At 57.5% G+C, this 17,814-nt stretch carries 14 protein-coding genes and 2 pseudogenes; 13 read left to right on the top strand and 3 right to left on the bottom strand.

Annotation, left to right across the window (positions count from 1 at the left end; translation table 11 throughout):
* Positions 1 to 707 precede the first annotated feature (707 nt).
* The 4 genes from I6F33_RS26180 (at position 708) to I6F33_RS26195 (ending at position 3,933) form a co-directional block, all read left to right on the top strand.
* Positions 708 to 1,031, top strand: coding sequence for a hypothetical protein (locus I6F33_RS26180; protein WP_225130111.1), 324 nt, complete (start codon positions 708 to 710; stop codon positions 1,029 to 1,031).
* A 119-nt stretch (positions 1,032 to 1,150) separates the two neighbouring features.
* Complete coding sequence (locus tag I6F33_RS26185) at positions 1,151 to 1,924, top strand: class I SAM-dependent methyltransferase (protein ID WP_225144551.1); 774 nt, start codon at positions 1,151 to 1,153, stop codon at positions 1,922 to 1,924.
* On the top strand, positions 1,921 to 3,093 hold the full coding sequence (locus I6F33_RS26190; RefSeq protein WP_225144552.1) for a peptidogalycan biosysnthesis protein: 1,173 nt from the start codon (positions 1,921 to 1,923) through the stop codon (positions 3,091 to 3,093). The genes I6F33_RS26185 and I6F33_RS26190 overlap by 4 nt, the downstream gene beginning before the upstream one ends.
* A 465-nt stretch (positions 3,094 to 3,558) precedes the next feature.
* Positions 3,559 to 3,933 carry a tetraacyldisaccharide 4'-kinase gene (locus I6F33_RS26195; protein ID WP_249782217.1) on the top strand — a complete coding sequence of 125 codons (375 nt, stop codon included), beginning with the start codon at positions 3,559 to 3,561 and terminating at the stop codon, positions 3,931 to 3,933.
* A 238-nt stretch (positions 3,934 to 4,171) separates the two neighbouring features.
* Here I6F33_RS26195 and I6F33_RS26200 read toward each other — a convergent pair whose 3' ends face one another.
* Positions 4,172 to 4,399, bottom strand: a complete 228-nt coding sequence (locus tag I6F33_RS26200) for a hypothetical protein (protein WP_225144553.1) — start codon at positions 4,397 to 4,399, stop codon at positions 4,172 to 4,174.
* Positions 4,400 to 5,325: 926 nt separating this feature from the next.
* Between I6F33_RS26200 and I6F33_RS26205 the strand changes: the two genes are divergently transcribed.
* Entirely contained in the window at positions 5,326 to 5,586 is a 261-nt protein-coding gene (locus tag I6F33_RS26205) for a hypothetical protein (RefSeq protein WP_225130135.1), read from the top strand.
* Positions 5,587 to 6,253: 667 nt separating this feature from the next.
* Here the strand turns inward: I6F33_RS26205 and I6F33_RS26210 are convergent.
* On the bottom strand, positions 6,254 to 6,679 hold the full coding sequence (locus I6F33_RS26210; protein ID WP_225130104.1) for an SET domain-containing protein: 426 nt from the start codon (positions 6,677 to 6,679) through the stop codon (positions 6,254 to 6,256).
* A 191-nt stretch (positions 6,680 to 6,870) separates the two neighbouring features.
* Between I6F33_RS26210 and I6F33_RS26215 the strand changes: the two are divergent.
* Positions 6,871 to 7,261: pseudogene (locus I6F33_RS26215) on the top strand (integrase core domain-containing protein); the annotation flags it as partial.
* Positions 7,262 to 8,377: 1,116 nt separating this feature from the next.
* Positions 8,378 to 9,415 (top strand): annotated as a pseudogene (locus I6F33_RS26220) (transposase).
* A gap of 771 nt (positions 9,416 to 10,186) precedes the next feature.
* On the opposite strand, the gene I6F33_RS26225 reads toward I6F33_RS26220, so the two are convergent.
* Positions 10,187 to 11,545 (bottom strand): hypothetical protein, encoded by a 1,359-nt coding sequence (locus I6F33_RS26225; protein ID WP_225144554.1) that lies wholly within the window; start codon positions 11,543 to 11,545, stop codon positions 10,187 to 10,189.
* Between the two features lie 385 nt (positions 11,546 to 11,930).
* Here I6F33_RS26225 and I6F33_RS26230 point away from each other — a divergent pair, with 385 nt between their 5' ends.
* The 6 genes from I6F33_RS26230 to I6F33_RS26255 all read left to right on the top strand — a co-directional run bounded on the left by I6F33_RS26230 (position 11,931) and on the right by I6F33_RS26255 (position 17,371).
* Positions 11,931 to 13,184: an AAA family ATPase gene (locus I6F33_RS26230; RefSeq protein WP_225144555.1), complete on the top strand. Its 1,254-nt coding sequence runs from the start codon at positions 11,931 to 11,933 to the stop codon at positions 13,182 to 13,184.
* A gap of 97 nt (positions 13,185 to 13,281) precedes the next feature.
* On the top strand, positions 13,282 to 13,944 hold the full coding sequence (locus tag I6F33_RS26235) for a hypothetical protein (RefSeq protein WP_225130098.1): 663 nt from the start codon (positions 13,282 to 13,284) through the stop codon (positions 13,942 to 13,944).
* Between the two features lie 621 nt (positions 13,945 to 14,565).
* Positions 14,566 to 15,942, top strand: coding sequence for a hypothetical protein (locus tag I6F33_RS26240; RefSeq protein ID WP_225144556.1), 1,377 nt, complete (start codon positions 14,566 to 14,568; stop codon positions 15,940 to 15,942).
* A 24-nt stretch (positions 15,943 to 15,966) separates the two neighbouring features.
* Positions 15,967 to 16,440 carry a hypothetical protein gene (locus tag I6F33_RS26245; RefSeq protein ID WP_225144557.1) on the top strand — a complete coding sequence of 158 codons (474 nt, stop codon included), beginning with the start codon at positions 15,967 to 15,969 and terminating at the stop codon, positions 16,438 to 16,440.
* Positions 16,441 to 16,481: 41 nt separating this feature from the next.
* On the top strand, positions 16,482 to 16,856 hold the full coding sequence (locus tag I6F33_RS26250) for a hypothetical protein (RefSeq protein ID WP_225144558.1): 375 nt from the start codon (positions 16,482 to 16,484) through the stop codon (positions 16,854 to 16,856).
* A 329-nt stretch (positions 16,857 to 17,185) separates the two neighbouring features.
* Positions 17,186 to 17,371 (top strand): hypothetical protein, encoded by a 186-nt coding sequence (locus tag I6F33_RS26255; protein WP_225144559.1) that lies wholly within the window; start codon positions 17,186 to 17,188, stop codon positions 17,369 to 17,371.
* The last annotated feature ends 443 nt before the right edge of the window (positions 17,372 to 17,814 follow it).

Genomic DNA, 17,814 nt, shown 5'->3' on the forward strand with positions numbered 1-17,814 from the left:
TGATACATTCGGTCCACCCATTTCGCCTTGTTATTTTATCGGCGTGGTGGAAGCCCGCGAAGAGGGCGCTGCCGCGCAGTCGCCGGCTGATCATATTCAGCCGTGTGTGGATCAAGACGTGCATGTGCGAAATTCGACAAGACCGCAAGTATTCCGCCGTACGGCGTGAAGTGGTTGTTTTGTCCGCCTGCTACGCAAGTGGCATAAGCCGTTTGTGGCACGCACTTTGCTGAGGTCCTGCGCAAACTCGTTTCAATGTGGCCGTCTGGCAGATAGCGCAGCCCGGAGTTCATATGGCCCTTGCTCGGCCAATCACATCAAGGCCATCGACAGGCCGTGAATTGAAAGCCCGCCGGGTGCGGCGCGATTGCCTTTGTCGTTCGTGCTGTACAGCACTTGGCCCTTATTCACGCCATGAGAGTGGTAGCGATGCTTAGGAGTGCGCCGAGCATCACGGACGGCAATCGGCAATCATCGAACGCGTGCCCACCATCGCTCATGTTCTCGGAGCACCCTCACCGATGTGTTCCCTTAGGGCACGAGGCGCTCTGCGCGTTTGGTGTGAGCATTTTCGCCGAGCGATGTCCATCAGCTAAGGGGCCAGCGCAAGTGCGCCCTGGAATGCACTGAGGCGATCGTTGCCGACTCTCTTGGCTCAGAGCTGGCCGCTTGGATTTTGATATGCCGCGACACGAGAAGGATCGAAAATGGCTGTTGTCCGATTTGTATTTGCCGCACTGAAGCCGGGTGTCAGCGCAGCGGAGTATGAACGCTTCGAACGCGAGGTCGACTATGTCGTCGCCAGTAAATTGAAGACTATCGTCAGCTATTCGACGCACCGCATCACGGAAACCGGCGTCGGCATATCAGGCGGGCCGTGGGACTATATCGAGCGCATTGAGGTGACCGATCGCAAAGCCTATCAAGCTGAGCTCGCCGTCGTCGGCAAGAAAATGCTCGAAGAACTCTACGAAAAATATCTCGACAGATCTAAGACAGTTTCGGTCTGGTCAGAACGGATCGAAGCATGAGTCTCGCATCCTCACCGTTCCCAGCCAAAGTTGCGTTGTCCGGCGGTTCTTGCCCGCCACCCGAAGAAAAAACACTGGGTTCGTGCCAACACGGGGACGGCGCCTCGAGAGGCGCGTCCGTGTCCGACAGCGCGGCCCAATTCGATGAATTTGCAAGTCTGCACGAGAATATGACTGAATGGCCCCTTCAAAAATACATCGAAGTGCCGAGCGTACTAGAGGTGATGGGTGACGTTGATGGCTTCTCCATCCTCGATTTTGGGTGCGGCGCGGGGGCATATTCGCGAATACTTAAGCAACGCGGAGCAGCCTCTGTTGTAGGATATGATCCGGCGCCAGGCATGCTAAACTACGCGCGGCGTCGCGCAGAAAAAGAGGGGATCAATCTCTCCTTCGTCACTCATCTCCATGCCAACATGGCAGCCCAATTCGACTTGGTACTTGCATCCTATGTGCTGCCCTATGCCGCCACCAAAAGTGAGCTGGACAGCATGTGCGCCGAAATGGCCGAACTGTTGCGTCCTGGCGGGCGCTTGATATCGTTGTCCACTCATCCAGCTTACAATCCACATCCAAACTGGTACGAACCCTGTGGCTTCAGGCTCGTCGTAGACGATCCTGAGAACCCATATTTAGAAGGTGGGCGTATTAAGGTCGAGTTCTGCAAAAATGGAGAACAAGGCGGCGTATTTGCATGGCATTGGCCCGCTCCCTCTTTGGAGAGTTCATTAGCACAAGCCGGGTTCCGATCATTGAAATGGAGAGAACTGTTTGTGCCCACATGCGCCCGTATAGATCAGCTTCCCAAGGAGCTACATGCATATCTCCAAAGCCCGCACGCGATCATCATTGAAGGCGTCCGTGTCCCACGCCATGCGGGGCGACACCCATGACGTTTGTACCATTCAGGAGCAAGTTGTTAGTCCCGTTCTCCTCAGCGGTCGCGGAAGGTCTATGCGGCTTTGACGAGCATGAATGGGATGCCCTCGTCGGTGATAACAATTTCTATAACAGCTACCGGTGGCTGCGAGCGCTCGAACATTCGCTCGGCGCAACGGACGTGCTTGCGGTCCGCGGGGCGGCCGGAGTCGTGGCTGCGTGCACGCTTTGGGAGGGTGACCAATCACCTGGTTTGTTCTTCCTGCCAGATTGCATGGCTGGAATTCCCGGCCGTTGGCAACAAAGTTTTCTCTGGCTGGGTGGTCGGCGCAACACCCACAACGAGATACCCTGCATTCAGGGCAGGCGAAGGTATGAGGCTTTAGGCGAGTTGGGACGCAGCGCTCTAAACTATGCTCAGGAGCGGGGATATGCCGGCGTTGTAGTGCCGTACATGCCCTACCCGGCGGCGGTGGAATTCGCGGAGCACATTGGGGGTACGGTCGTTTTGCATTCTGCCGAAGCGTATCTAGAAGTGCCGGATACAGGGGTGGCCGGGATGATGGCGGCCTCGTGCGCGCATGATCGTAATCAAAGCAAGTCTGAAGTCGCGGCGTTCCGGCGAGCCGGGGGGAAGATCGGATGGGCCTCAGCCGAAGAACTCGATGACTCCATAGTCGCTGATCTCATAACCCAAAACAGGTCTCGACACGGAAGCACCCAGGGTCGCGACTGGATGGAAAGGATACTCGCCGGGCAGAGAAAGGCGGGTGTGTCGAAGTTCGGTGCCGCAGCAATTTCCGAGTGCAACAACGAGATAACCGGGCTTGCTGTTTTCTATCGCTTTGGAACGGCACTTCACTTGCGCTACTTCGGGGCAGACTACAGTCGCGATCTCAAGGATTACAGATATTTCGTCTTATGCTATTACGAGCCCCTCGATTACGCTGCGGCGCGCGGTCTCACAACATTGCGGCTTTCTACCTCCTCGTTACGTGCGAAAGTGAACCGAGGGGCAAAGATCGAGCCGCAGGCCATCGTCATCAAGTGCGTTGGTGAACAGCACATCTGCGGCTCCGACGTCAAGCGGCACAATCTGCGTATGATCAGACAATATCAGAATCAGTTCGCAGGCCATCTTTGCAGGGATTGGGAGTTGGTCGAGCGTTTGCTGGGTGAGTAACTGCGAGATTGAGCAAGATTCGCCGAGGTCTTTGGTCGGGTACGGTGCCCCTCGGCCTAACGCCAGGACTTGGACTGAAGATGCCGCGCTGGTTCTTCAAGCCGGAGCACGACGAAGGCACACTCAAGCAGAAACTGCTGCGCACATTCTGGGATACGGTGCCCGATGACGTCATGACGGCTGACTCGGGGTCTCGAGGGTCGGCAGCGAGCGCTTTTGTGGCACGAAAATTCGCGAGATTTCCGAACGAAATTGGGTAGAGCACGGCAGTCCCGACGACACTCCCGCGTGGCGAGTTGATGGAATCCCTAAGCGAGTTTTCCGGCTTCAAGCAGTGCTTCCTCTCGAGAGGACGTCGGTGCGGCCTGACCTTTTTATGAATTTGGCAAGACGAGAGCCAGACTCGCCGCCAACGATGTCGCCGCCGAGGTCGCCAAACGCAACGAGCCCAAGCTGCGCGCGCGCCTGAAGCCGGATGCGGCCTCGCTCGCGCAGCTGCTCGGCGAGCGGGTCTTCGCCTTCGCCGGAATCGGCGATCCCCAGCACTTCCTCCGCACATTGGAGGCCAGCGGCATCGAGGTCGCGCGCACGCGCCGCTTCGACAATCATCACATGTTCTCGCGCGAGGAACTCGCCGCGCTTGCAGCGGAGGCACAGCGCGAGCAGCTCACGCTGGTGACGACGAAAATGATCTTGCGCGCCTGCATCGCAGCGATGGCGTGCCCTACCGGCATCGTCCCATTCGCCGTCCAGCTCGAATTCGACGACCGGGCCAAGCTGCGGCAACTGATCAGCGACCATCTCTACAAGGCCCGCGAGCGGCGTTTTTCCAGACGCTGATCTCGTCGGGTGGGCAAAGCGAAGCGTGCCGACCAACTTCGTTTCGCACTCGCTAAAGCTACCGCTTCAGCAGACAGTCATGCTCACCACACCCCAACGACCATCATTCCTATGATGGTCAGGCACGAGACGCAGGTCACCGTGAAGGTATAGCATTCGGGTGTGTTCATCGCTGTCTCCCAGACTGTTGAATTGCTTGGCCACTACCACGCGGGAGAGATTGCCGGTCTTGGCTGCTTCAATGCGGCGCGCCGCGACCGGTCTTGCGGTATGCCGCCGCCCTCTCGTCGTCACTCTGATCCGAAATAAGGTAGTCCGCTTCGAGTGCTTCAAAGCGTTCAGCTGCGATCAGAAGCTGCTTGCGCATTTCAGCGAGACGGGCGCGGCAATATTCGCGATAGAGCAAGTCCAGTATGATGGGCATGATCACCCCCATCGATTGACTTTGAATTGACAGATATTCCACCGCGGATTTTCGAGGTGATCGTAGCCCGTCAGATGGCTCTTCTATATGAGCCCGTTCACAGACTGCGCCAATTCCAAAGCTCAATGGCCGTTTGGTTGACTTGATTGTCTGTGCGATAAAAAAGAACAGGGCTAATTACCTAACAGGAAGTTTAGCGGCACTGTGTTTCAGCAAGACTTCGTCAAACAACTTAAGGGCGCCGGACCGCGACGAAAATTCCAACCACAAAGCGAAATGACTTACCTCGGAGTGCAAGCACGATTCGATGCAACGCGGATCGACGCGACTGCCTGAAGCAGGCGATCGATCAGAAGGTCGTTGGGGAGTCCAGGAGGAGTTTCATCAAGAGGTGCGTAGGCGGAGATACCACGGAGCAGTGAACCGGTTCGAAAGGCCGGTCGGGGGGCGGTGCTTGCTCTGCGCAAGCGAGAGATCACACCTTTCGTTGATCAGGCTTAGGCGTGATCGGGTGCTCCCGTGAGGCGGCGGCAAGGCTGCCAAGCATCGTTCAGATGATCGGATTATGTCGGGTTAGGATGCGAGCCGGCGGCTCCGAACTCCAGCGGGGCTGCGCGTTTGTCGTTAGGCGCCATTGAGGTCGTTTACTTGGTACCACGTCGATAAGGGCCGTGACTTCCTCTCCCGCTGCATCACCCGGTGGTGTCTCCGCTCCAGCAATGCTTCCGGAGCAATTCCATGATTCCGACCACGCGGATCGAGCATTTTAGGGTCAGCTACCGCCGCCGAGATCCGTCAGGTGAACAAGGTTGTACCTCAAACCAGTCCCCTAGCTGAAATAGCTCAAGGAAGATCACCTGAGGCCTCCGTTGCCGGATTGCTCGAGCTCGATACTTCTTCGTCGCTTAAGGCGCTGCCTAACCGTTCCGGCGCCACTCTCCGCCTTGAGCAGCAGCAAAGGAATTCCCGTGTGGGGCCAGCAGATCGTTGCTGAGAGATCTGCTGATGGCACGAGAATTGTTGCCATAAGCGGAACTGCCGCCTACGATTTAGGTCTGGCCCTGACCGCGAAGATCACCAAGCAGCAGGCGCTTCCTCGTAGCCAACAAGCTTGTCAGCTTTGTCAGCTTCTGGGCAAGCCTTGTCTCCTTCGCGGCCAGCGCCTCCACCGGCTCCTGGCGCTTGGTCGCGTCGAATTGACTCAGCGCGCGACGCTCTCCTCCAACTGAGCACGCCGTCGCTCCATCTTCGTGCACGTGAAGTTCCTGTCCCGGCTGTTCACGGCATTGAACTTGCTGCCATCGGTGGCGGCGCCTCGTCGTTGCCAATAAATCCATCTCTTGGCAGAGTTCGAGGAGCAAAGTGGGGGCGCGACGCTGCCCGCTGGCTCCGCAACCTCCAAGCGCATCTCAGCCAAACCGAGCGAATCGAGAAATACGTCGATCACCCGAACAGGGCCGCTCTCGTCAATGGCGTCATCGAAGTATTCGGGCTAAGCGTTCGCTTTCCAGGATCTACTTCTTCATGAAGCGCCTCATCAATTACCCCGGAAAATCACAGGAGAACATAACAGCAGCCCAGTGTTGTCACTGCCAGGACTCGTTGCCGACATTCGCGGAAAAGCGCGCCGGTAACGAAGTCTTTGACTGGCGCTACACATTTAGAGGACTCCACATGAGGGGACTACCAACCTCATTGAAAGCGCGTTGGCCAGCGCGTTCCGGCGCACCGTTCAAGGGATGTCTTTCGAACAAGGCTCGCTACGATCCTCAAGCTCGCCGAGGCCGCCGAGAAAAGCTGCGTCGCGTCGATGGCCACAACCAGTTGACGCAACTCTCCCGCGTTAAATTAGCCAACGGGAATCGAAGTCGCAGACCCGACTCAATCCACTGTCGCCTAGCCCGCTCCGGCACCAACATTCGGCGATAGCACTTTAACCCACGATAAGTCGCACCTTGGATCGAAAGACAAGTAATCGCAAGTTAGTTCTTCACCCGGTTGTACGTCTCGGGCTGTGAAAATTCGGCAATGATCGTCTTGGTATGTGTTTGGTTGATTGCTGTGATTCATGAAACGAGCGTTGTCAGCATTGTACTCTAAAACACCATCATCAACGTCGAGGTCTCTTGGATAGGCGTGCTTATCAAGTAAAGCTTGAAATGTTCGAGGTAAAGTTGCGTACTGTTCAGGTGTCACGGCAATGTCAACGATTGGGTTATGAATCCAAATCAATGCACCTTTAGGCAAAAGAGTAGCGGAGAAAAGTCCAATACCGCCAAACTGGTCTGGCTTCAAAATAGTTTCAACGATCAACACTGACATATCTCCCCAAAGTCGCTAGCACCCTGCAAGCTAACTAACCTGAGCCGTGCAATCTCCTGCATAAATTGGTGGGGTCGTTTAATCGCGTCTCGGTCACAACCTCGATTTTTTTTCAATCTGTGCATCCCTTTCGGTAGCGGCTGCTACCGATGAGGATCTCGGCTGTCGTTCCACGAGGAGATGCTGCAGGACTGGCGCCACGGTTCACCTTCCGCGGCAGCGACGTCGTGGCGATCCTGGAAAGCGCCTGCAAGGAATTGGGGTTCCCGGCAACGATCCGCGTCGATGAAGGCAGCGAGTTCGTGTCGCGCGATCTGGACCTCTGGACCTACCAACGCGGTGTCACGCTGGACTTCTCCAGCCCGGTAAGCCAACCGACAACGCGTTCATCGAAGACTGCGCCTTCCGGGTCGAATGCCTCAACACGCACCGGTTCCTCAGCCTTGCGGACGCCCAAGAAAAAGTGGAGACTACAACGAAGAACGGCCCCATGGCGCCATCGGCAGCAGATCGCCGATTTTGCTGCAAAACCACGTCGGCGCATCCAGCCCGGATGGTCCAAAGGTCGGCCTCGCTGCATAAACCCGAGACTGTAAGCGCTGCTGGATGAAAGTTGAGTGGCAGGTGCGGGACGATTCCACGGCGTATCCAAAAACGCCGACGCGTGACCGATCTGTCGCTGGCGCCGCGTTCGTAGAGCTCGTGGTGATCATCGAACGCTTCCGCTGCGACGCCGTCGTGCGGACGCCAGATCTTCACTGAGCGTTTCGCCGACGGGATATTGGCGTCATCCGCGCGACGCACGGCGCGGCTGGACTCCATGGTCCAGCATCTCGGTCTGGTGCTTAGCGGGTGACGGACAGGCCTTTGCAAAACGGCTGATGCTGCCAGAAAGCAACGACAAGCCTGTGGGTTTGTCCGACGCCCCAGCTGTTCGCAGGCCGATTTTCTCAAGATCATCGCCAAACTCACCAGGCCCGGCTGGGGGGCATGAACGAATGGCTATGTTCTCCGCGTGGAGACCCCAGAGCGGAGCTGAACGCAGGATAGACTTTCATTTTCCTAAATAAGGCTCACCTCAAGGGATCACGGCCAGCAGTTAATCGAACCATCGACCAGTGCCTGCCTTATTTGTTCGGCCCGTTCCTTGGACAGCTTCTCGGCCAAGCTGTGGTCCTTTAACAGCGCCGGCCCCTTGCGTTCTCGATCATAAACCATCCAGCCGGTGGTCCCCCTTCGAACGAGGAACCTGGACTGTTGCGGAGGTAATTCGTGGATCAACAGTTCCTCCTACATTGACCTGTTACGAAATCGCGTCGGGTGTCCAAAGGAAAGACGAGACTCGTCACGAAAATACGCCGCGCCCTTTATGCCTGAGCCGGGACACTGAAATTTCCCACGCAACAAACGCACTGCACGCCCTGTGCCACTGGCCGAGGCATCTTTCGATGCGGCGTTCATCTATCCTCACCGCCGCAGACGGGGACAAGCAAACGCCTCGTGAAATTGATCCCTCGCCCGAGGCCAGACGGGCCTATGACCCCGGCCGGGTCGCCGGATCGGCCGTGAAGGCTTGGATCAGTAAGGCATAGATTTGGTGCTGCGATCGTCAATTTAGGCCGGCAGGAAGTCCGAAACGCCTCGTCGGCTTGCGTAAACGAGCTTTGGTCTTACGACTTGTCTCGGATCAAGTGCGACGTGAAGGCGTTCACACATGACATCATCAAGTTGATTCCGGCAGGAACCGTCGCCGATCAACTCACAAAAGTCTTGCGCAACTGGGCACGTCCATCTCGCTCAGGCGATCGAAGCCGAGGTCGCGGACTATCTCGGCAAGCATCCCGATTTGAAGGACCGCGGCCGGCCACCAGCGCATCGCCCGGCACGGTCACCTGCCAGAGGGGGAGGTGACGACCGGTATCGGTCCGGTCGCTATCCGCCAGCCGCGTGTGCGCGATCGCCAGGGGGTCGCCTCCGATTTCCGACCGCATCCGGTTCTCACCGTCGATGATCCTTCCACCCTACATATGCCGTTCGAAGTTGATCGAGACGCTGCTGCCTATCCTTTACCTGAAGGGGATCTCGACCGGCGACGTCTCGGAAGCGCTGGCTGCGCTGCTCGGCAAGGATGCTGCCGGATTGTCGGCCTCGGCGATCGGTCGCCTAGGGATGGCTAGCTCGACGAGCACACCGCGTGCCAGAAGCGCTTCGGCGAAACGCTACGTCTACATCCGCGCTGATGGCCTTCATCTCGAGGCCCGGCTCAAGTACGAAAAGCAGTGCATCCTCGTGTTGATCGGCGCGACGCCGGAAGGCCGCAAGGAACTGGTTGGCTTGACCGATGGCGCACTCGGGCTCGGGAAGGCGGCCGGCGGGGTCTGGCCGAAAACGCGCGAGCAGCGCTCCTGGGTGCACAAGTCCCGCGAACGTGCCCGCCAAGCTGTCAAAGAGCCCGCAGCCGAAAGCCAAGGGCGCGTTGGCAGGAAATCTGGATGGCTGAAACGAAGGTCGTCCCCGAGCTGGCGTTCGACGCCTTCATCGAGAGCTACGCGCTGAAATACGAGAAGGTGGCCGACTGCCTGAGCAAGGACCAACACACGCTGCTCGCCTTCTAAGACTTCGCCGCCGAGCACTGTGACATTCAACGACGGGATCGAGGTCATCGCCAAACCGACCGACCGTCAGCCCATAATCGCCGCCGCTGACCGGCATCGCCGTCACCAAATTTGGCGATAGCTCGCTTCGGTCCCCGAGATCCTGATGTCAAAGAGTTCAAAGCCGGAGCTGCGACAGACAACGCCACGGTTATGCACTAATCTTGAAGGTTCAGCGACATCTGCGTCAAAAAACAAGAAAGGCATTGCTGGCCGGCTTTCCGCCGAGGCGCCGAATGCAGATGTCAAGAGCTATAACCAGGACACGAGCGGTGGCGGCAACGTCGGGCAGCACTGGCTCAGCTGTGGAAGTCGTCGATCGGCGCTAAAACGATGGAGATCGGTATCCGACCATTGCTGATCCCGAAGATACGGCATTGACAGACTCGAGGCGGATCGACGACGCCGCAGCGCAGCGCAGCGTTGGCCAAAGAGCATTCTGCGGAAGGCCGCGACCAGGATGTGCATTTGGGGCTAATGGACGACCACACCGACGCGTGTTCAACAGGGCGCCGGAAGCAGCCTCTTTACTCCGAGGATGCTTCCCCTGTCTCGGGACTTGAGGAGGCCCTGATTAATGGCAATGCTGTAAAACGCAACGGCAATAACACCGTAGGTGTTCTTCGCAGCTTGGTCCCGGCTCTTGGCAAAGATCAAAGGGCGATGGCTATGCGGCTCGCCGAGGAGCCGCACAGCGATGATGGCGCAAGTTAATCGGGCCGAGTAGCGCTCTCCCGCACAGCCGGTCCCGAGCCAAGCACGCAATCGTCGCTGGAGCAAGCTATGGTCCATTAACAAGCCCAATACCGGACCTATGTGGACGGGCTGCTAGCGTCGGGAGTGTGCGCGGCGTCTACTCTCGTGGGTGATGGATGAGCCGAACGTCATTGGGCCCCCCCGGCCCCAGGAGGGCGGTGTAGAGCTCGCCGCGAATGTCGTATTGCTTTTCCGGCTGCGCCGCGTCCGGCAAGAGGCCCCAGCGGCCGAGCTTCGAACGCATCGTGTCCGAGGCGGGTTGGGTGCCGTGCGAAAAATTCTCGGGAACAGCGAATGATGCAGCATAAATTTCGCGGGCCGCCGGGGATGTCCTGTCAGCCCTGGAGGACGCCGGGGCGGCTTGCTCCATCGAACGTCCAAGCAGCGCTGGTGAGACTCGATTCGCTGGCTGTGCGCTGGGCTGCGGAACGTATTCCTGTCGAGATCCGAGAGGAATGGCAGGGCCTGGCGCATTGAGTGGGGTGCTTGGCCTCATCGCCGCCGCGGGCACGAATAGCGCCGTGTAGCGGTCATTGTGAACGATAAAGCTGTTGGGTCGGCTGTCCTGACTCGGCGGGATGCCGCTACCGTCAAGCGCAGCCGACGCGTGCTGGTTGCCCTGCCGGAAGTTGAAGGGATGGACAACCGCTCCTAAATTCAGGGTCTGCTCATGGCGCGCGGTTGGCTCGAGAGACGATGATGGGCCGGCGTCTTGCACCATCGCCCACAGCTGATCCTGATCGTAACCTTCCTCAGGAAGGACCAATGGTGAACCGACCGCTGGCCCGAAAGGCGACGGTGCGCCGGCGTTTTCCATCAGCACACGAGCCATTGAATTGCCCGGCTCGCTCAGCTGGCGCTCAATGGCATCCAGTTCCGCATGGCTTAGCGTCCTCTGCCTCTTCGCAGGCCTCAACTGCCCGCTGTAATCCTCACCCATGAGGGGCGCGTGACTTGAAAGGGGGGCGCTCCCGGTCAGCTCGTTCGGAGCCGGCTGGTAGCCGTCGCTCCAGTTGAAGTGACGAACGGCTTCTCCGAGATCCGGTGCTTGGTGATCGTGCGCGGTTGGCTTGAGAGACGATGCTAGGACGGCTTCGCCGATCATCCCTCGCAGCGAATCCTGATCGTGACCTTCCGCAGTCAGCTCGCTCGGCCAACTCGAAGCCTCCCGCGCGTTGTGCTGCGCAGCGACGTGCCCGACGCCTCTGGTGACTGCGTCTTCGGGATGAGGACCGCTGGCCCCAAGTTCCAACGCCTCGGTAAGTCTACGGTCTTCGTCAGGCAGATGAGGATAGTAGCGATCTGGAGAAACAGGAACCCCTGCGACGGCAGTGGTATCAAGCTGCGGGACTTCATCCAAGTACGGCTCAAACTCCGCTTGCTGCTGTTGCGGTTGTGTCACCGCGTCGTTGTAAGCAGCCCGGTCGAATGGGTTGATGCTGTTAAATGGGTCCATATCCCCTCCCTTTGGGTCGGTTCGCAATCCTGAGCAGATCCGCTCTCTGTTCTCCCTCTATTAGGATCAGCTGTCGACAAGCTGACGCGCTTGGAGACTTGAGTGAGCCAAAATGGCCAATCCGACTGCCACACTCACCCGAGGCACGCGCCAAGGATTGCCGGATTGCATTTTTCCGAAACACTGGCTGGGTGAGTCGGAGCCGGCACCAAAGATTCTATTTCGTAGAGTAGCATCATAGGGCCTACAAAATCGTGCCAATATAAAGTGTGTACTGAGCTGGGAAGTGTTCTGGACGATGCCGTCTGGATGGTGCCCGAACCGAGGCGGACCCCTCCGATGAAGGCATGCCTTGCCAAGAAGGTCTTAATTCTGGCGGCAGAGGGTGAATCGAATCCCGGCCATCTTGGCGCGTGTCGCGGTGCGGACAGTGCAGGAATCCTTTGCGGCTGCGACCGATCTGAAGGAGGACGCGACGTGCGACATGTGCGGTCGCCAGGAGGGGCTTGAATTGATGCACTCGCAAGGCATCATCCATCGAAACCCCGGTGATGGTTGGTTCGTCGCGCGGCGAAGTGAATATGTCAGCGCCACGGTTGCGCCGGGCGCTCTCGGCAAATCGTCGCTCATCATTACCGAAATGCTCTCGATGGTCTCAGGCCAGGCGTTACTCGGCACGGCTTCAGAGCAGCTTCGCGTCTGGCACTTCAACCTCGAAGACCCTGCCATGGAAACGACGCGCCGCATACAAGCCACCGCTAAGCAGTTTGAACTCTCTGAACATCATCTTGGTGATCGGCTGTTTGTCGATCACGGCCGCGAACGCCCCCTCGTCATCGCCAAAACGGAAGGCCGCGACACCGTGATCTGCACGCCAGTCGTGGACGCGCTGATTGCAGAGATCGAAGAGCGCGGCATCGACGTGGTGATCGTCGATCCGTTCATTTCGTCGCATAAGGTTCCGGAGAACGACAATAACGCCATCGACATGGTGGTGAAGGAATGGGACAAAGTCGCCGACAAGGGCAATTGCGCCGTTGAGTTGGTCCACCACGTTCGGAAGGGCGAGCAGGAGGTTACGGTGCAGAGCGCGCGCGGCGGCGTCGCGCTGACGGACGGTTGCCGCTCCGCCCGCGTGCTCAATAGCATGACCGAAGCTGAAGCTAAGAACGCAGGCGTCGATCATCATGGATTGTATTTCTCAGCCTATGCCGACAAGGCCAACCTAACCGAGCCAGCCGACAAGCGGGATTGGTTTGAGCTGGTTTCGGTCGATCTCGACAACAACCCGTTGAGCCGGGTCAGCGGCAATCCGTTCGATCATCTGAAGGGCGACGATATCGGCGTTGCGACGCGCTGGGAGTGGCCTGACCTGCTGGCCGGGGTTACGGCGTCGGATTTTGAGCGGTGCGCGCTGGCGATCAAGCAGGGCCAGTGGCGGGCCGACCAACGGGCGGACGGCTGGGTTGGCATCGCAGTCGCGAAAACGCTGGGTCTCAGCCTTACCGACAAGCAGGACCGGGCTAAAGTCGTGGCGCTGCTCAAGACATGGCGCGAGACGGGCGCCTTGGTCGAGGTCGAGCGGCCTGATGAGCGCCGCAAGCCGAAGAGGTTCATTGAGGTGGCTGACGACGACTAGGGGCGCTGGCTGCTCCAGTTGACCGGAGCAGAACCGGAGCGACTGGCGCACCTGATCTGCTCCGCTCCAGTTAAATCCCTTTAGGGATTAACTGGAAGTGGAGCAACAGATCGGGGGCTGGATGACTGGAGCAGATTGGGCGTCGGAACGAGAAATCAATATAGGGGCGCGCGCCGCACCTTGGCTGGCCGAGACAGGATGCCGTTTCTCGCCCCCTGAAGTGCCAAAATTGATCCAAAAATCGCTTGAAGGCATTCATCGTTTGATATTCAGTTGGCCTACCAAGAACTGGAGGGCCATCATGGAACTGGTAACGGTACATTTTGACGATCCCGCCTTAGCGAGTTCGATCTGCATTGCTGTCGAGAGCGCCGCTCCAAACGCGTCGATCCATCATTTTACCGGCGGACTGAAGCCTGAAGCGCCCCCGGCGGCGGCAGGCGACTTCGATCCGCAGTTGATTGAGCGGCTGGTAAAGATCGTTCAAACCGTGCCTAAGCACATCCGACTTGGCCTGCTGTACGGAGACGACTCATGCAGCATGTCTCACGGCGACGCGCGGTACAGCATTCGGCCAGAGACCATCGCCCTTTCGCGCAGGCTCAAACCCCTCTTCCCACATCTCGCCTCGCCCATTGACGCGCTGGTTGTGCGACGGCGCGAGTACTTTTTTGAAGGAAGCTACAAGGGCATCCGATACATTCCGACCCCGCTCGGAGTGGCGGTGCGCGAGGCCTTGAAGGCTCAAGAGGTCGCGTAATCACATTCGCCGAATGCAAGTCAAAAGAAACGGAGCCGGTCTCCCGGCCCCGTATACCTTATCGAAGGTGAACCCTGACTGCCGAAAGCAGCAGCAGGAAAATCACCGGGTCAACTTCAACATGAAGCCAGATCATCGGATTGCTTTCCATGTCAGGCTCATAGCCACGAGCAGTTAAGACCGTGGTGGTGCACTCACCCTCGCTGACGTCCATCTGCGCAAACGGACGGTTTTGTCTTTCGCTGGCGCTGCTCTTGGCGTGGTTGGCGTGCGGGCTGTTCGAGCTTATCCACTCACTGCTGGACGAAGGGGCCTAGCTGGCAGGACCCGTACCGCGATCGGTCCCTCTCGCCGCGAAGGACATGAATGCGGCACGTACGATCCAAGATGCGACCAGCACTCCAATCGAGATAGCAACGGCAAAGTACCAAGGTTGGTAGAAAAGGGCACGACCATCAGAATAAGCGTTGCCAGCGTCAGGAGCTGGCTCTCTGCCATGTAGCTTGCAAAGTTGTGCATAATCGTTTCCCCCAGTTAGCGACTATGAGCTTCGCTGAACGCCAGAAGCGAGGCAACTGGTAGTCTGCGCGTCCGGTCGTCTTTGCCTTGTCAGGACACTTCATGACCCTTGAATTGATGCCTCGACTGGCTCAACTGACGAAGGTCCACGGCGCAATTTTGGACGCCGAAGACCTTGTGATCCAGTGCGCCACGAATGCCGTACAGCGCGCCGATCTGAAGATGCCTGTCTTGGATGCGCTGAAGCTCTTTGAATGGCTTTCGCGACTTCCTTATTCGATCACGTTGGACCCGAACGAATATTTCGTAACGTACGATTACATGCCGCTATTGGCTCAACTCACCAAAGCCCACGGCATGGTCCTTCACGGCAGTGAGGTAATAGTTCAATGCGCGACCGCGACGGCGGGGTGGGCCGATGTAATGATGCCGGTGGAGGAGGCGCTCAAACTGCGTGGAGTACTTGCGACGATGCTGGATGCGTTCGCAACTCCAAAGAAGGCAAGCGTCGGACGGCACGAGCACGTTCTACGTTTCCCTCGACCAATCAGTTTGGTTGCTATTCTGGAGATTAAGAGATTTCATTATCGTGCCAATCGATACATGCAGGCTCTCAGCCGAGAGGAATTGGAGCAACGACTGCATGATGTAATAGCTAACGTTATCACGCTCGGTGATGACGGGAAATACACCTTGATAAAGCCAAGGCGGGATGGAATGCATTCGCCGACCCGCAATATTGATTTCCTGTCTCTCTATACTGAATTGGCCGAGGAATTTCTCATTCGCGGATTACTTGACGGTGAGAAATCAGCTAACCCGCCGGAAAAAATCAGGCGCTTAGCCGACGAAAGCTGGTGTCGTAGGGCGGATTGGGTGGATGCTTCCCAGTATTCTCGCGAAAGCTATTTTAATGCGCCAAAGATGCTCTTCAAATTTGGAAAGGCCGAGCACATGCGCGCCCTGTATGAAAGAGGCGAACTGCTTGTCCGGCCTGCCTCATATTTCGCAGGCGCCGAGGGCTTAGCACGTCAGGACAATGAACTGACGATGAGTTGGTATCGTGACGGGCGAAAGCTAGAGTTTTCTACTAGCGATTATTATTGTTGGTGCTGCGCTTCCGTTTACGACTATCGCTTGTTTATGGATTTCCAGAGCGACGCTTGTGTGGCAATAAATGACCTCGACAGCTTCATCGAGAGATTTGCGAAAGCAGTGGCGGCACAGGTGTCAGGCGTGGAACGCGTGCGTCTCATACCGGCGTACTACTACGACCCGCTTTCAGTTTCAGATGACCCGGTCGAATTCGCTGCCGTTCAAGATGAAGCAATCCAGTGCGCGAAGCACTTTCGGTTTGCATATCAGTGGGAATTCCGAGTTGTCATCACGCGGTCCACTCCCGCTCCCATGCAAGCATTCAAGCTTGATATGGGGTCGCTGCGGGACATCGCGGAGTTGGTCGTTGCGCCGGGTTCATGAGCGCCGAAACGGCAAGGAGTAATTGTGAAGCCAGAATATTTCCTGAGCGTGGTTGTCGGCCGAAATATTGATTTGCTCAGGGAGAAACCCGGTCGGCTGGCCACGGCCGTGAACATCTTGCTTACGCTCGATGCATTTGTCGGAATTCTTCATGCAGCCTTGGTGGCCGCTGGCGTGTCCGTACCGGATAAAGACGATGAGTTTCGGGACGTTCTTGCAGCGCAAAATGAGGATTATCGCATCGTTCGCGATGCCGCGTTCGCAATTAAGCATGGTCAGTTAACTGGCAGAAAATCGCGGATTGTCACAAACTCCAAACAGATGGCGATTTACGGAGCTGTTTTTGAAGAAGCCGTTTTTCAGGACGGGGTTTTCGAAATGGGCGCAGCTCGCATTGAAGTTGACAGCACGAGCGTTGACGTGGTGGAAGTCGCCGAGCGTAGGATCACATTCCTGTATGAAATTCTAGAGCAGACAAGCGGCGGACAGCGCCAATAGTCGCTTTTGAAATGATTTAATCGAAGGGGAGAGTTGGTCCTATGCAGCAATTGGACACGAAAGCGAAACGTAGCGACTTTCAGCAAAAGGCAGATAAACGCGCTCGTCACCATGCACCTCAAATCGAAGAGATCGTGCCGATCGTGATCGAGGCTGTCTACGAATTTGCTGATCCGGGGAGTGGAAGGCTAGCCGGACGTAGCGGCTGGGCGGCGTTTGGGGGCCGTCGCGTGTGGGGCGGCTACAAAAATAAGAAAATCGAGTTTCGCGAGGAAAATCGCCTCGGCCGCGCCGTTGCGCGGTTGATAATGGTTCCTCAAAGAGCGAGGTGGAGCGACAAGTTCGCGGTTTTCGACGCCGAAAGTGAGGGCGGTGTTCGGACGAGGAGAGAAAACCTCATGCGTCCAATGGTGTAGGTCGGCTACAAATGTCCGAATAGCCATTGTAATTGTTGCGCGGCCGACACCCTTCCAAGCTAAAGGCCCGTCGCTTGAATTGGGCCACCGGGACCGTCGCAAAAATCGTCGATAGCGCGTCGTCGAGGCCATGACGGATATCTCAGCGCCTCGTTATCCTGGAAGCCACGCAGAAGGGCGATCTCGACATAACGGAATGGCTAGAGTGGTTTCTCGATTGCCTTGATCGCGCCTTCGATCCCCCCGACGTCATTCTTGGATCGGTTCTCAGGAAGGCCCGCTTCTGGAAGAAGCATGCCGATCAAAGCTTCAATGACCGCCAGCGCACCATGATCGAGCGTCTGTTTGAGGGCTTCGAGGGCAAGCTCAACTCATCAAAGTGGGCCAAGCTGACCAAGTCCTCACAGGACACTGCCCTACGCGACATCGAAGACCTCGTTGCCAAGGGGATACTCGTGAAAGACCCTGCTGGCGGCCGTAGCACGACCTATTCGCTCGTGGATGGAGATGCGTGATAGACGGACGGAACTGGCCTCCGGCGATACGGCTATTTGTGCCCGTGAACTAACGGCGCAAAGAGATTTGCCAGGTCAGTATCACTAAACTTGTCGGGCTCTTGCGTGCCTTGGAATTCGAAAGGCACTATGACCTTCAAGCGTGTTCGAAACGGATACGTATTGGGTGCCAAGGAGACACTAGAAGTGTCCGTGACATGTTCGAGCGCGTCATCAAACGGTTTCAGGCGGCTCTCAGCAGGTAACGAGCTTTTCCACCACAACTCTCGCCGTCCCGATTGTTGGTGCAAGCCCTGGTTTCCAGTCGGGGGAGGCTTGGGGGGCTCTGCCGTTGCTCAAGCTGCTTCCGGAGGTGGACGGAAAATCCAAGTCCGATGACCCCTTTACAATCGGTGGGCTTCCAAAAGCTCCTCAAACGACAGCGTGTTGGGCTGGGGCGGGGG

This window comes from Bradyrhizobium sp. BRP20 (genome assembly GCF_020194215.1).
Taxonomy (GTDB): Bacteria; Pseudomonadota; Alphaproteobacteria; order Rhizobiales; family Xanthobacteraceae; genus Bradyrhizobium; species Bradyrhizobium yuanmingense.

Excerpts from the sequence above, each read along its gene's own strand:
- I6F33_RS26180 (WP_225130111.1), top strand. The coding sequence starts at position 708 with ATGGCTGTTGTCCGATTTGTATTTGCCGCACTGAAGCCGGGTGTCAGC.
- I6F33_RS26190 (WP_225144552.1), top strand. The coding sequence starts at position 1,921 with ATGACGTTTGTACCATTCAGGAGCAAGTTGTTAGTCCCGTTCTCCTCA.
- I6F33_RS26210 (WP_225130104.1), bottom strand. The coding sequence starts at position 6,679 with ATGTCAGTGTTGATCGTTGAAACTATTTTGAAGCCAGACCAGTTTGGC.
- I6F33_RS26225 (WP_225144554.1), bottom strand. The coding sequence starts at position 11,545 with ATGGACCCATTTAACAGCATCAACCCATTCGACCGGGCTGCTTACAAC.
- I6F33_RS26240 (WP_225144556.1), top strand. The coding sequence starts at position 14,566 with ATGACCCTTGAATTGATGCCTCGACTGGCTCAACTGACGAAGGTCCAC.
- I6F33_RS26250 (WP_225144558.1), top strand. The coding sequence starts at position 16,482 with ATGCAGCAATTGGACACGAAAGCGAAACGTAGCGACTTTCAGCAAAAG.
- I6F33_RS26255 (WP_225144559.1), top strand. The coding sequence starts at position 17,186 with ATGATCGAGCGTCTGTTTGAGGGCTTCGAGGGCAAGCTCAACTCATCA.